At 75.2% G+C, this 11,959-nt stretch carries 15 protein-coding genes; 5 read left to right on the top strand and 10 right to left on the bottom strand.

The genetic code is table 11. From position 1 onward, the window contains the following. Positions 1 to 63 precede the first annotated feature (63 nt). Complete coding sequence (locus tag ACFWXO_RS17945) at positions 64 to 234, bottom strand: hypothetical protein (protein WP_380524870.1); 171 nt, start codon at positions 232 to 234, stop codon at positions 64 to 66. Between the two features lie 256 nt (positions 235 to 490). Here ACFWXO_RS17945 and def point away from each other — a divergent pair, with 256 nt between their 5' ends. From def to ACFWXO_RS17965, 4 genes are all read left to right on the top strand, one after another. Beyond that, positions 491 to 1,036, top strand: coding sequence for a peptide deformylase (def, locus tag ACFWXO_RS17950; RefSeq protein WP_375889921.1), 546 nt, complete (start codon positions 491 to 493; stop codon positions 1,034 to 1,036). A 37-nt stretch (positions 1,037 to 1,073) separates the two neighbouring features. Then, positions 1,074 to 2,012, top strand: a complete 939-nt coding sequence (gene fmt, locus ACFWXO_RS17955; protein ID WP_380524830.1) for a methionyl-tRNA formyltransferase — start codon at positions 1,074 to 1,076, stop codon at positions 2,010 to 2,012. Positions 2,013 to 2,100: 88 nt separating this feature from the next. After that, a complete protein-coding gene (locus tag ACFWXO_RS17960) occupies positions 2,101 to 3,549 on the top strand; it encodes an RsmB/NOP family class I SAM-dependent RNA methyltransferase (RefSeq protein WP_375889917.1) in 1,449 nt (482 codons plus the stop codon). A 100-nt stretch (positions 3,550 to 3,649) separates the two neighbouring features. Further along, complete coding sequence (locus tag ACFWXO_RS17965) at positions 3,650 to 4,741, top strand: MerR family transcriptional regulator (protein ID WP_380524832.1); 1,092 nt, start codon at positions 3,650 to 3,652, stop codon at positions 4,739 to 4,741. Here ACFWXO_RS17965 and ACFWXO_RS17970 read toward each other — a convergent pair. From ACFWXO_RS17970 to ACFWXO_RS18000, 7 genes are all read right to left on the bottom strand, one after another. After that, positions 4,704 to 5,156, bottom strand: coding sequence for a hypothetical protein (locus ACFWXO_RS17970; protein WP_375889914.1), 453 nt, complete (start codon positions 5,154 to 5,156; stop codon positions 4,704 to 4,706). The genes ACFWXO_RS17965 and ACFWXO_RS17970 overlap by 38 nt on opposite strands. Positions 5,157 to 5,186: 30 nt before the next feature. Continuing rightward, positions 5,187 to 6,113: a polysaccharide deacetylase family protein gene (locus ACFWXO_RS17975; protein WP_380524833.1), complete on the bottom strand. Its 927-nt coding sequence runs from the start codon at positions 6,111 to 6,113 to the stop codon at positions 5,187 to 5,189. 58 nt (positions 6,114 to 6,171) lie between these two features. Beyond that, on the bottom strand, positions 6,172 to 6,504 hold the full coding sequence (locus tag ACFWXO_RS17980; protein WP_380524835.1) for a sulfurtransferase TusA family protein: 333 nt from the start codon (positions 6,502 to 6,504) through the stop codon (positions 6,172 to 6,174). Then, positions 6,501 to 6,632 (bottom strand): hypothetical protein, encoded by a 132-nt coding sequence (locus tag ACFWXO_RS17985; RefSeq protein WP_380524836.1) that lies wholly within the window; start codon positions 6,630 to 6,632, stop codon positions 6,501 to 6,503. Before ACFWXO_RS17985 ends, ACFWXO_RS17980 begins: the two co-directional genes overlap by 4 nt. A gap of 78 nt (positions 6,633 to 6,710) precedes the next feature. Further along, positions 6,711 to 7,256 carry a MarR family transcriptional regulator gene (locus tag ACFWXO_RS17990; protein ID WP_380524837.1) on the bottom strand — a complete coding sequence of 182 codons (546 nt, stop codon included), beginning with the start codon at positions 7,254 to 7,256 and terminating at the stop codon, positions 6,711 to 6,713. Between the two features lie 72 nt (positions 7,257 to 7,328). Further along, positions 7,329 to 7,685: a DUF6204 family protein gene (locus ACFWXO_RS17995; RefSeq protein ID WP_375889906.1), complete on the bottom strand. Its 357-nt coding sequence runs from the start codon at positions 7,683 to 7,685 to the stop codon at positions 7,329 to 7,331. 88 nt (positions 7,686 to 7,773) lie between these two features. After that, complete coding sequence (locus ACFWXO_RS18000; protein WP_380524838.1) at positions 7,774 to 8,637, bottom strand: alpha/beta fold hydrolase; 864 nt, start codon at positions 8,635 to 8,637, stop codon at positions 7,774 to 7,776. A 79-nt stretch (positions 8,638 to 8,716) separates the two neighbouring features. Here ACFWXO_RS18000 and ACFWXO_RS18005 point away from each other — a divergent pair, with 79 nt between their 5' ends. Then, entirely contained in the window at positions 8,717 to 9,640 is a 924-nt protein-coding gene (locus ACFWXO_RS18005; protein WP_380524839.1) for a helix-turn-helix domain-containing protein, read from the top strand. Positions 9,641 to 9,681: 41 nt separating this feature from the next. Here the strand turns inward: ACFWXO_RS18005 and ACFWXO_RS18010 are convergent, their stop codons facing one another. Together ACFWXO_RS18010 and ACFWXO_RS18015 are read right to left on the bottom strand one after the other, a co-directional pair. Next, complete coding sequence (locus tag ACFWXO_RS18010; protein WP_380524840.1) at positions 9,682 to 10,887, bottom strand: serine hydrolase domain-containing protein; 1,206 nt, start codon at positions 10,885 to 10,887, stop codon at positions 9,682 to 9,684. Between the two features lie 178 nt (positions 10,888 to 11,065). Then, on the bottom strand, positions 11,066 to 11,713 hold the full coding sequence (locus ACFWXO_RS18015; RefSeq protein ID WP_380524841.1) for a hypothetical protein: 648 nt from the start codon (positions 11,711 to 11,713) through the stop codon (positions 11,066 to 11,068). Between the last annotated feature and the right edge of the window lie 246 nt (positions 11,714 to 11,959).

An 11,959-nucleotide genomic window follows, 5' to 3' on the forward strand; every position in this document is an offset into this window, starting at 1 on the left:
CGGGTACACGAGCTACCCCCGCCCGCCGACCCCCGGGCGCGGGGGCGGCGGGGCCCCCCCCCGCTACCCCCCCGCGCGGCCCCGGGGGCGGCCCGGCCGGGGTCGGTAGACGTTGCCCAGCTGGGCGGTGAGCGTCCGCAGCGCGTCGACCTGGCGCCTCACCCGCTCGATGTCCCGCACCAGCAGGTGCAGGCTCGCCCGCGCCCGGGCGTCGTGGTTGATCTGCTCGGCCATGGCCTACGTGCCACCTTCCGTACGGTTCAGCTCGGCCGGGGCGCGGTGTCCCGTGCGCCCGGCCCCGGTCAATCTCTCTTGACCAACGCCGAAGCGGGGGCCGGGGTAACGCGCCTCGGCAGACTCGGGATATGCCAGAAGCCGGTGCGGGCGTCCGAGGACGGCCCGTCGGAGCGCCCGGGCGGGTTGCATAGACTTGGCGGGAACCAGCCGTTGCCCGCAGCCCGAGCCCAGTCCGGACAGGAGCCCGTACCCCGTGGCGATCCAGCCGATCCGTCTCTTCGGAGACCCCGTCCTGCGGGCCAGCGCCCAGCCGGTGACCACCTTCGACAAGGAACTGCGCAGGCTGGTCGCCGACCTCACCGACACCATGCTCGACGCCCCCGGCGCCGGCCTCGCCGCGCCCCAACTCGGCGTCTCGCTGCGGGTGTTCACCTACCACGTGGACGGCGTCACCGGGCACCTGATCAACCCGGACCTGTCGCTCAGCGAGGACGAGCAGGAGGGCCCGGAGGGCTGCCTCTCGCTGCCCGGACTGCGCTACGACACCAAGCGCGCGTACGGCGTGGTGGCCAAGGGCTTCAACATGTACGGGGACCCGGTCACGCTGGAGGGCACCCAGCTGCTCGCCCGGTGCATCCAGCACGAGACCGACCACCTGGACGGCATCATCTTCATCGACCGGCTCGACCGGGAGCAGCGCAAGGCCGCGTTGAAGGCCATCCGGGAGGCCGACTGGGGCACCGGGCCGGCGCCCGTCGTCAAGGTCTCGCCGCACAGCACCTTCGGCTCCGCACGCTGAGTTCGTTCCTCGATTCCCGTATGCAGAAAGGCACTTGATGCGTCTCGTCTTCGCCGGCACCCCCGAGGTCGCCGTTCCCGCCCTCGACGCGCTGATCGCCTCCGACCGGCACGAGGTCGTCGCGGTGGTCACCCGCCCCGACGCCCCCGCCGGGCGCGGGCGCAAGCTGGTCGCCAGCCCCGTCGCCCAGCGCGCCGAGGAGGCCGGGATCGAGGTCCTCAAGCCGGCGAAGCCCAGCGACCCGGACTTCGTCGCCCGGCTCACCGAACTCGCCCCCGACTGCTGCCCGGTGGTCGCCTACGGCGCGCTGCTGCGCCCCGGCACCCTGGAGATCCCGAAGCACGGCTGGGTCAACCTGCACTTCTCGCTGCTGCCCGCCTGGCGCGGCGCGGCCCCCGTCCAGCACTCGGTGCTGGCCGGAGACGAGGTGACCGGCGCCTCCACCTTCCTGATCGAGCAGGGCCTGGACTCCGGCCCGGTCTACGGGGTGATCACCGAGGAGGTCCGCCCGAGCGACACCAGCGGCGACCTGCTCACCCGGCTCTCGTTCTCCGGCGCCCGGCTGCTCGCGGCCACCATGGACGGCATCGAGGACGGCTCGCTGCACGCCGTGCCGCAGCCCGCCGAGGGCGTCACCCTCGCGCCGAAGATCGCCGTCGAGGACGCCCGGATCGACTGGACCCACCCCGCGCTGCGGATCGACCGGGTGGTGCGCGGCTGCGCGCCCGCGCCGGGTGCGTGGACGGAGTTCCGGGGAGAGCGGCTCAAGGTCACCGGGCCGGTCAAGCTGCTGCCGGAGTCGGCCGAGCTGGCAGCGGGCGAGGTCGCGATGGTCGGCAAGAACAGCGTGCGGGTCGGCACCGGCTCCCACGACCTGGAGCTGGGGGAGGTGCGTCCGCAGGGGAAGAAGGAGATGCGGGCCGCCGACTGGGCGCGCGGGGCGCGGCTGGAGGCCGGGGAGCGGTTCGGAGGCTGAGCCTCCGGTTTGGCGTTACTGTTCGTTTGATCCGTACGATCCGCATGTTTCGTACGAAAAATAGCCACCGCAGCACTTTGAGGTATCTGTGAGCACGCCCCCGAACACCCCCGCAGGCGCCAAGCGCGCCCCCCGTCCGCACCGGCGGCCCAAGAAGGACCCGGCCCGGATCGTCGCGTTCCGCGCGCTGCGCGCCGTCGACGAGCGTGACGCGTACGCCAACCTGATCCTGCCCTCCCTGCTCCGCGAGGCCGAGCAGAAGGGCATGGACCGGCGCGACGCCGCCCTCGCCACCGAACTCGTCTACGGCACCCTGCGGCTCCAGGGCACCTACGACGCGGTCATCGCCGCCTGCATCGACCGGCCGCTGAGCAAGGTCGACCCGCCGGTGCTGGACGTGCTCTCGCTCGGCGCCCACCAGCTGCTCACCACCCGCATCCCCAGCCACGCGGCCGTCTCGGCGACCGTCGAGCTGGCCCGGGTGGTGCTCGGCGACGGCAAGGCCAAGTTCGTCAACGCCGTGCTGCGCCGGATCAGCGCCCACGACCTGGACGCCTGGATCGAGCGGGTCGCCCCGCCGTACGACAAGGACGCCGAGGACCACCTGGCGGTCGTGCACTCGCACCCGCGCTGGGTGGTCTCCGCCCTCTGGGACTCGCTCGGCCGCTGGCAGCCGGACGCCTCCGGGCGCACCGCGATCGAGGAACTGCTGCGGGCCGACAACGCCCGGCCCGAGGTCACCCTGGTCGCCCGGCCCGGCCGGGCCACCGTCGGCGAGCTGGCCGAGGTGCTGCCCGAGGCCGAGCCCGGGCGCTGGTCCCCGTTCGCGCTGCGGCTCGCCGAGGGCGGCGACCCCGGTGCGCTGACCGCCGTCCAGGAGAACCGGGCCGGCGTCCAGGACGAGGGCAGCCAGCTGGTCGCCCTGGCGCTCGCGAGCGCGCCGCTGGACGGCCCGGACCGGCTCTGGCTGGACGGCTGCGCCGGCCCGGGCGGCAAGGCCGCCCTGCTCGCCGCCCTGGCCGCGGAGCGCGGCGCGGGACTGGTCGCCAGCGAGAAGCAGCCGCACCGGGCCCGGCTGGTGGCGCGGGCGCTGGAGGGCAACCCCGGCCCGTACACGGTGATCGCGGCCGACGGGACGCGCCCGGCCTGGCGCTCCGGCGGCTTCGACCGGGTGCTGGTCGACGTCCCCTGCTCCGGCCTGGGCGCGCTGCGGCGCCGCCCGGAGGCGCGCTGGCGGCGCCGGCCGGCCGATGTCGCGGCCTTCGGCCCGCTCCAGCGGGACCTGCTGCGCTCGGCGATCGAGGCCACCCGGATCGGCGGCGTGGTCGGCTACGCGACCTGCTCGCCGCACCTCGCGGAGACCCGGGCGGTGGTCGACGACGTGCTGCGCGAGCAGGGCGGCCGGGTCGAGTGGATCGACGCCCGGCCGCTGCTGCCCGGCGTTCCCGCGCTCGGCGACGGGCCGGACGTGCAGCTGTGGCCGCACCTGCACGGGACGGACGCGATGTACCTGGCGCTGCTGCGGCGGACGGCCTGAGCCACTGGTCGCCCGGGCGGCCTTGGGGGCTTGGGCTGCCGGGGTCGCCTGGGCTGCCGGGGTTGCACCTCCTGTAGGGGGAGGCGGCAGGGTGGCGGGCATGAACGGCGATGCGCTCCCCACCCTCCTCACCATCGGTGAACTGGCCCGGCGGACCGGGCTGACGGTGAAGACCGTCCGGTTCTACTCGGACCAGGGGATCGTGTCGCCGGCCGACCGCAACCCGGCCGGCCACCGGCGGTACGGCGCGGACGCCGTCGCCCGCCTGGACCTGGTGCGCACCCTGCGCGAGCTCGGGCTCGGTCTGCCGGAAGTCCGGCAGGTGCTCGGCCGCGAGCGCGCGCTGTCCGAGGTCGCGGCGGCGCACGCCGCGGCGCTGGACGTCCGGATCCGGGTGCTGCGGCTGCGGCAGGCGGTGCTGCGGACGGTGGCCGCGCGCGGGGCGACCACGGAGGAGTTGACGCTCGTGCACCGGCTGGCCCGATTGACGGAGGACGAACGGGGGCGCCTGGTCGGGGAGTTCCTGGCCGCGGTGTTCGGAGCGGCCGCGGTGCCCGGCGGGGCTGCGGTGTCCGGCGGGTCTGCGGTGCCCGGCGCGGAGGGGTGCTGGGGTGGGGTGGCCGAGTCGCTGACGCCCCGGCTGCCGGAGCGGCCGTCGGACGAACAGGTCGAGGCCTGGGTGGAGTTGGCGCTGCTGGCCGGGGACGACGGGTTCCGGGAGCTGTTGCGCGGACTGGCGGAGGACGAGGCGGCGGAGGGTGCGACCGGTGCACCGCCCCGGCCCGGACTGGCCGTGCTGGTGCGGAGGGCGGTCGGCCCGGCGGTGGCGGCGGGGGTGGAGCCGGGATCGGCGGAGGCGGCGCGGGTGGTCGCGGTCCTGCTGGAGCGGTACGCGGAGTTGGTGGGCAGGGCCGGGGCGGGGGAGCAGCTGCGGGCCCGGCTGCCGGAGCGGCTGGTGGAGTGCCTGGTGGACCGGCTGGTGGGGCGACTGCGGGCAAAGGCGGACCCCCGGCGGGAGCGGTACCTGGAGTTGCTGGCGGTCGTCAACGGGTGGGTGGCGCCGGAGAGTTCGGGTGAGGTGCTGGACTGGGCGGTGCGGGCCGTGCAGGCGGTGCGGGCAGCGCAGGCGGTACGGGCCGTACGGGTGGGCGGGGTTACGGCTGGAGGGGTGGCGGGGCCGGGCAGTTGGTGAGGAAGGCGTGGGCCTGGGCGCGGAGGTGGTCGACCGGGGGGTCCTCGCAGATCACCTCCAGGCCGAGCGCGGCGAACTCGCGCAGGTGGTGGGAGGACTGGTAGGCGAGGTACGGGCGGTGGCCGTCGTCGGGGTCCAGTCCGACGGCGAGGGTCGCGAAGAGGGTGCGCTCCCGCTCGGTGTGGGCGAAGTCCGTCCGGGAGAGCGTCCATTCGAACTCGTACGGCTCGGGCTCGGCGGGCAGGTCGAGGAGGGTCTGGGCGAGCCGGCGGACCTCGTCCGGGTCGGCGAAGGGGAGTGACTCCGAACCGAACGGCGCGGACGCGAACAGCTCCCACGCCGGTCCGTTGCGACGGACGGTCAGTTCCCACGCGCCGTCCTGGTCGTGCCAGTGGCAGCTGAGGATCGAGTCCATGGTGGTCAACCTCCCTGTGGAGCCGGGCCGTTACGTTACGTTCTCCTCATCGTGGCACACCGGTCCGACGGGGGCGCCTGGCGTGGGCCGCTCGCGGGCGGTCCGCCAGGCCTGCTGGAGGGCGTCGTAGCCGAGCACGGTGATCGCGTGCTCGGCGAGCAGGCGGCGGGCCTCGGGGGAGACCAGGAACTCGTAGTCACTGCGGCGCACGGGCCGGCCGTCGTCGGGGCCGGTGGCGAGGCCCGGGTGGACGGCCCACTCGGTCAGGCCCGGCGGGAGGGCCGCGAGCAGGCGGGCGTAGTGTGCGGGCTTGTCCTCCAGCGGTACGGCGAAGCTGTCGAGGAAGCCGTGGTCGACCACCGGCAGCCCGCGCTGGCGCAGCCGGTCCAGGGCGGGCGGCAGCCAGACCCGCACCGCCAGGTCGTACTCGGCGCCCAGGGCGAGGGCGAGGTCGAGGACGTCCTCGCGGCCGCCGTCGGCCAGGCAGTGGAAGTCCAGGTGGGTCGGGCTGAGGCCACTCGCCCCGACGGCGTCGATCTGGGCGCGGAACTCGCGCTCCACGTCGTCGATCCGGGCGTTCGCGGTGAGCGCGGTCCGGCCGGCCGGGGTGGGGGCGTGGAACCCGCCGTCCGGCGCGAGGAGGGAGGGCACCCGGTCGCGGGCGGTGAGCGGGCCCCAGCGCAGGTGCGGTGCCTCGCAGACCAGGGTGAGGTGGACGCCGAAGGGGATCTCCGGGTGGCGGCGCAGGAGGCGGAGCGCGTGCGGGGCGGCGTGACAGGGGGTCATCAGGCTGGCGGAGGCGGCGATGCCCTGGCGGACCGCCTCGATCACGGCGAGGTTGACGGACTCGTCCAGGCCGAGGTCGTCGCAGTTGAGCAGCAGGAGGCGGGCCTCGGGAGGATGGCCGAGGAGCTGGTTGGCGCGCGGACCGTCCGGGGCGGGGACTGCGGTGGGCATGGGGGCAGTCTTCACCGGGAGGGGCGGCCGGCGCGCGGGGATTTCCGCTCGGTCGGGCTCAGTCTGTCGTGGGGGTGGGGTGCCACGGGCGGTCGGGGCGGGTCTGGACGGGGGCGGAGGTGAGGCGCAGGGCGTACACGTCGTGGTCCGGCGCCGGGGAGGGGACCGGGCCGAGGTACTCATGGCCGGTCAGGTGGCACCAGGCGGGCAGGTCGAGCGGGGCGGCCGGATCGGTCGTCAGGATGTGGACCACGGCCCCGGCCGGGAGGTGGGCGATCTGCTTGCGCAGGCGGAGCAGGAGTTGGACGCAGAGCAGGCCGGTGCCGTCGACGGTGAGCTCGGGGGCCGTACCGTCGGCGGCGGGGCGGACAGCGTCGTCGGGGGTGGTCATCGGGGGATCTCCTGGGTGATGCGCCGGAGGCGGCGGGGCAGGTCGCCCTCCTCGAAGACGTGGACCTCGGCGAGGGCGGGCTCCCGGCGCGGCGCCGCGCCGGGCGGCGGGCCGGGAGTGCGGGTCATGGTGGTGCCCTTCGCGGAGGTGAGGCGTGGTGCGGGTAGGGCTGGTGGTGGCCGTGGTGCCGGTGTTTCGGGTCCAGCCTAGGGCTTCCGGATGTGGCGGTGTTCGGGGGCGGTGCCGCCGAGGCGGGTGAGCAGGGCGGAGAGCCGGGTGAGGTCCTCGCCGCTCCACTGGTCGGCGGCGAAGTGCTCGGTGGCGATCTGGCGGGCGGTGTACAGCATCTCGGCGAGCCGCTCGCGACCGGTCGGGGTGAGGGCGGCGTACGCGACCCGGGCGTCGCGGGCGGCGGCCTCGCGGGTCACCAGGCCGATCCGCTCCAGCGGGGCGAGGCCGCGGGTGACGCCGGAGGCGGTGAGGCCGAGGGCCTCGGCGAGGTCGACCCGGCGCATCCGGCCGCCGGGGGCCTGGGCGAGGTGCAGCAGCAGTGTGAAGTCGGACAGGCTCACGCCGTGCAGGCCGCTGAGGCTCGCGTCGAAGCGCTTGACCACGGCGGTCTGGGCGCGGACCAGGCGTAGTGCGGTGTCGAGCGGGTCGGGGCGGGGGGTGGTGTCGGGGCTCGGGACGGGGTTGGTGCTGGGGCTGGGACGGGTGCTGGGGCCGGGGCTGGGGCTCGTGGGGTTTGTCATTGCCACCTCCTTGACTGCTCAAGTATATGCACGGGCGGAGCCGTCAAGGAGGTGGCAGAGGGAGGGGGTCGGTCAGCCGGTGGTGTTGGCGGCTCGGCGTTGGCGCTTGCCCAGTGGCGCCTGGGAGAGGTCCTCGGCCTGGGAGCGGAGGTTCTTGTAGCCGTAGCCGCGGTCCGTCAGCCAGGACTGCGCGACCTGTTCGGCCCGCTCGGTGGCCTCCAGGATGTCCTCCTCGGCCTCGCCCTCGTCCAGGAAGCGGAAGGTGAAGGCGGTGCGTGCGGCGAGGTCGTAGCTGAGGTGGCCCTCGCGGGTGAAGGCGGCGTGCAGCACGTCGTGCTCGGGGGCGGCGGCGAGGAGCTCGGCGCGCTGCTCGTCGCTGAGCCCGTCGAAGACGCCGCGCACCATGATGCGGAAGGTTCGGGTGGTCATGCCCCGACGATAGGCAGTGGAGGTGGCGGACCGCCAATGCGATTCGCGGTCGAGGGGGAAGGGGCGGGAGGGGCGGGGACGGGTCGGGTCACCGGTGGTCGGCCGGGGTGGGGAGGCCTGCCGTGAAGGACTCGACGGCGTCGGCGAGGGCGGCGGGCGCTTCCAGCGGGAGCAGGTGGCCGGCGTCCGGGACGACCGTGAGGCGGGCGGGCGGGAGGTGGGGGAGCAGATGGGTGCGGAGCAGGTCCGCCGGCTCGACCCGGTCGTGTCGGCCCGTCAGGACCAAGGTGGGTATCCGGATCCGGGCACTGGCGGCGCTGATGTCGGTGGCGAGGCCGTGCAGCGGCCACTCCTCGCGGGCCGGGACGTCGGCGGCCAGGCTGTCCTGGACGGCGGCGGCGCGGACCTCCGGTGGCAGCGGGGCGGCGGTCAGGATGTGGTCGAGGGCATGGCCCGCGGACTGCGGCGAGTCGTAGGCGTGGGCGAGCGCCTGCCGGTGGTCGAGGGTGGCGGTGGGGGCCGGCCGCGGTGGGGCGGGGGCGACCAGGACGAGCCCGGCCAGGCCCTCCGGCCGCCGCGCGGCGGCGAGTTGGCACACCTTGCCGCCCATGGAGTGGCCGACCAGGACGAAGTGCTCCAGGTCGAGCCGACGGGTGACGGCGAGGAGGTCCTCGGCGAGCTGTTCCAGGTGGTACGGGCCGGGCAGCGCGCGGGACCGGCCCCAGCCGCGCTGGTCGTAGCGCACGGTGCTGCGCTCGGGCGGCAGGTGGCCGACGAACGCGTCCCAGGTGCGGGCCGAGCCGCCCCAGTAGTGGGCGAGGACCAGGGTGGGGCCGCCCCGCCCCTGGCGCTGGGCCTGGAGGGTGCCGCCGTCGACGGGGACGTGGATAGGGACGGGGGTGTGGGGAAGGGCAGAGGCAGGGGCGGGGTGGATGGTGGATTCCGGCAGCATGGTGGTCTCCTCGGGAGGGGTACTCCTCGGAGGCTACGGTCAGGAGTGGGCCTGAGGCCCGGTCGAAAGGTGCACGGTGATGGTGGAAAGCGGACACGTGCCCGGGATCCGGCAGGTGCGGTACAGCCCGGAGGCCGGGTCGGCGGGGTTCGGGGTGGAGGTGCTGAGCTTCGAGCGACTGCGCCGGATGGACCGGGCCCGGCGCCGGGAGCGGCCGCAGCGGCCGGACTTCCATGTGCTGGCGCTGGTGCGGTCGGGCCGTGGCCGGCAGGTGGCGGACTTCGTCGACCACCCGCTGGGGGAGCGGAGCGTGGTCTGGATCCGCCCGGGTGTGGTGCACCGGTGGGCGGAGGTCGACGGGGTGGACGGGCCGCTGGTGCTGTTCGAGCCGGAGGTCCTGGCGGGAGCGGTCGGGGTAGCCGAGGCAGCTGGGGTGGCCGGGGCTGCCGGGGTGGCCAGGGCTGCCGGGGTTGCCGCGTTCGGGGCGTCCTGCTGGCAGGTGGACCAGGAGGACTGGGGGTTGGTGCTGGCCGGGGTCGAGCACCTGGCGCGGGAGCACGCGGCTGCGGTGGCCCGGGAGGAGCCCTTCTCCAGGGCGTTGCTCGGGCACCTGCTGGCGGCGCTGCTGCTCCGGGCGGGCCCGCCCGAGGCGCTGCGGCCGTCAGCGGCGGCCGGCGACCGGGAGGTCTTCCGGCGGTACCGTGCGGCGGTCGAGGAGGGCTTCGCCCGGCGGCACCACGTCGCCGACTACGCCCGCGAACTCGGCTGCACCGTGCGGACCTTGACCCGGGCGAGCCGTGCGGCCAGTGGGCTCGGGGCGAAGCGCTTCCTGGACGAGCGCATCCTGCTGGAGGCCGAGCGGCTGTTGGCGCACACGGACCTGCCGCTGGCCCGGTGCGCGGAGCGGGTCGGCTTCGACGACGCCGCCAACTTCGCCGCCTTCTTCCGACGGCTCGCCGGGGAGTCGCCCGGCCGCTGGCGCGAGGCTGCGGCCGGGCGTTGAACCGGTGGGGGAAGCGTTGATGAAGGTCGCGTTGACGAAGGTCAGCGGGCGAAGGGGCCGAAGACAGTGGCGGCCAGGCGCAGGGCCTGGGGCGGCGTGCCACCGCTGGAGCCGACGGAGTAGACCAGGCGCTTGCGCAGGTCCGCGGTGGCGAACACGCCTCCGGAGTAGCCGAGATCGTGCCCGGTCTTTCCCCAGACCACGGTGCCGTCCGACAGTGGGAGGGACAGCAGCCCGGCGCTGTAGCAGGCCTTGCCCTTGTCCGGCCCCAACTGGCAGTCCCCGGTGCCGCGGTAGGGCAGCAGATGCCCGGAGGCGTCGTACGGCAGGGCGAACAGGTCGTGCCGTTGCTGCGGGGGCAGGAGCTCGCCGTCGAACAGGGCGCGCAGGAAGCGGTCCAGGCCGGCCGGGGTGGAGACCATCGATTCGGAGTTGCCGCCCTGCTCGGAGACGTCCGTCGGGACGCGGGCGTTGCTGTCGAGGTATCCGGCCAGGTGCGGTTCGGGCATCTGCGGCGCGCCCCCGGTCAGTTCGGTGTGCCGCAGGTGGAGGGGTTCGAGGATGCGGGTGGTCACCTCCTGCTGGAGCGGGTGGCCCGTCACGCGTTCGATGAGCAGGCCGGCCAGGCGGTAGTTGAAGTTGTTGTACTCCTGCTCGGCGCCCGGCGTGGTCGGTACGGGCCAGGGCCGGTCGGTGGGCCGCAGGGTGCGCTGGACGACCTCGTCGAAGGTCTCGACCCCGAAGCGCTGGGCGATCAGGCCGTCGTTGTCGCCGTCCTTGACTCCGGCCGGGCCCTCCACGGCCTGTGGCAGCCCGCTGGTGTGGTCGAGGAGTTGGCGGACGGTGACCGCCGGGTAGACCGGGCTGCCGTTCGCCCCGTCGGGCAGCACCCCGGGCAGGTACTGCTGGACGGTGCCGTCCAGGTCGATCCGCTGCTCGGCGGCGAGCTGGAGCACCACGGCGGCGACGAAGGTCTTGTTGATGCTGCCGATCCGGAAGGCGGCGTTCGGGGCGACCGGCTGCCCGCTCACTCGGTCGTCGGCCGTGCCGCGCCAGGTCCGGCCGTCGACCGTCACCCGGGCGAGCGCACCCGCGGTGGGATCCCCTGGTCGGGTGGCTATGGCGGCGTTGAGGGCGGCTCGGTCGGGGCCGCCCCGGGGCGCGGTGTCGTCGGCCAGGGCGGCCGTTGGCGTGGCGGCGAGGAGCAGGCCGCCGAGGGCGAGGGCGGTGCGCTGGGCGATGGGCATGGGTGCTCCGGGGCTGGTGGGGCGGGCGGGTTCTGCGGTGGCAGCCTTGGAGGGGGACGCGGGGTGACGGTCGGTCAGTTCCTTTCGCCTCGGGGGCGTGCGGGCGGGTCCGGTACGCGCTGGTGCAGACGGCCGCCCAGGACAGCGGCCACCGGCGCGGCAGCTGCTTCGGGCCGGGTCAGGGGCCGGACGGGGTGGGCAGTTCGACGGAGTGGACCGTGAAGCCGCCGCTGGTGACGGGGGCGAAGGGGGCCAGCGCCATGCAGGTGCCCACGACGGGCTGGTAGGGCTTGCCGTCCTTGTCCACGTCCACGTTGCCCACGCCCCAGGAGAAGCCGAGGCGGTCCCGCCCGTGGCCGGGGGCGTCGTAGATGCTCAGGCCTATTCGCTGCCCGACCGGCATGGCGTCGGACTTGGTGATCACGGCCGTCAGGGTGGCGACGGGGCCGCCGGTGGCGAGGCAGTCGACCGCGGCGTCGGCCTGGCGGACTTCGCCGGTCCCGACCACGCGGTGGGAGAAGTGGACGGTGCCCCGGGCGTCGGTGGGCAGACCGTGCGGGATGCCGGGGAGGGGGCGGCTGCCGGGGGCGGCCACGGCGTCGACCGTGAAGCGGATCTCGTCGTCCGGGCGGGGGGCGTAGTGGATCCGGCCGGATCCACTGACCCGGGCGGTGAGGGTGGCGGTGGGGTCGGTGGAAGGGGCGGCGGAAGGGGCGGTGGAGGGGGTCGCACCCGCCGGGGCCGGTGCGGTGAGCGCCACGAGGGCGAGCGCCGCGAGGGCGGCCCGGGCGGAGACCTTGCGGAAGGTACGGGCGAAGCGGAACACGGTGGAGACCCCCTTCTCCGGCGGCCCCGGTGGCCGCCGTCTCGGTGACTCCAAGACTGGCCGCCGGGACCCTCTCCCCACATGTGCCGATCGGCATAACCGATCCACCGGGTTCGGCGTGCGGCCCGCGCGCTCGGCCCCCCCGCGCGGCGGGGGCGGGCGCGGGCGCGGGCGCCGGGGGGGGCCGCCGGGGGGCGCGGGGCGGTGGCCCAGGCGGCGAGGTCGAAGGCCCCGCCGGGGGCGGTG

The organism is Kitasatospora sp. NPDC059088 (genome assembly GCF_042738155.1).
Taxonomy (GTDB): domain Bacteria; phylum Actinomycetota; class Actinomycetes; order Streptomycetales; family Streptomycetaceae; genus Kitasatospora.

Coding starts and splice junctions, on each gene's coding strand:
- fmt (WP_380524830.1), top strand. CDS start 1,074: ATGCGTCTCGTCTTCGCCGGCACCCCCGAGGTCGCCGTTCCCGCCCTC.
- ACFWXO_RS18005 (WP_380524839.1), top strand. CDS start 8,717: ATGGTGGAAAGCGGACACGTGCCCGGGATCCGGCAGGTGCGGTACAGC.
- ACFWXO_RS18000 (WP_380524838.1), bottom strand. CDS start 8,637: ATGCTGCCGGAATCCACCATCCACCCCGCCCCTGCCTCTGCCCTTCCC.
- ACFWXO_RS17965 (WP_380524832.1), top strand. CDS start 3,650: ATGAACGGCGATGCGCTCCCCACCCTCCTCACCATCGGTGAACTGGCC.
- ACFWXO_RS17970 (WP_375889914.1), bottom strand. CDS start 5,156: ATGGACTCGATCCTCAGCTGCCACTGGCACGACCAGGACGGCGCGTGG.
- ACFWXO_RS17980 (WP_380524835.1), bottom strand. CDS start 6,504: ATGACCACCCCCGACGACGCTGTCCGCCCCGCCGCCGACGGTACGGCC.
- ACFWXO_RS17945 (WP_380524870.1), bottom strand. CDS start 234: ATGGCCGAGCAGATCAACCACGACGCCCGGGCGCGGGCGAGCCTGCAC.
- ACFWXO_RS17995 (WP_375889906.1), bottom strand. CDS start 7,685: ATGACCACCCGAACCTTCCGCATCATGGTGCGCGGCGTCTTCGACGGG.
- ACFWXO_RS17975 (WP_380524833.1), bottom strand. CDS start 6,113: ATGCCCACCGCAGTCCCCGCCCCGGACGGTCCGCGCGCCAACCAGCTC.
- ACFWXO_RS18010 (WP_380524840.1), bottom strand. CDS start 10,887: ATGCCCATCGCCCAGCGCACCGCCCTCGCCCTCGGCGGCCTGCTCCTC.
- ACFWXO_RS17985 (WP_380524836.1), bottom strand. CDS start 6,632: ATGACCCGCACTCCCGGCCCGCCGCCCGGCGCGGCGCCGCGCCGGGAG.
- ACFWXO_RS17990 (WP_380524837.1), bottom strand. CDS start 7,256: ATGACAAACCCCACGAGCCCCAGCCCCGGCCCCAGCACCCGTCCCAGC.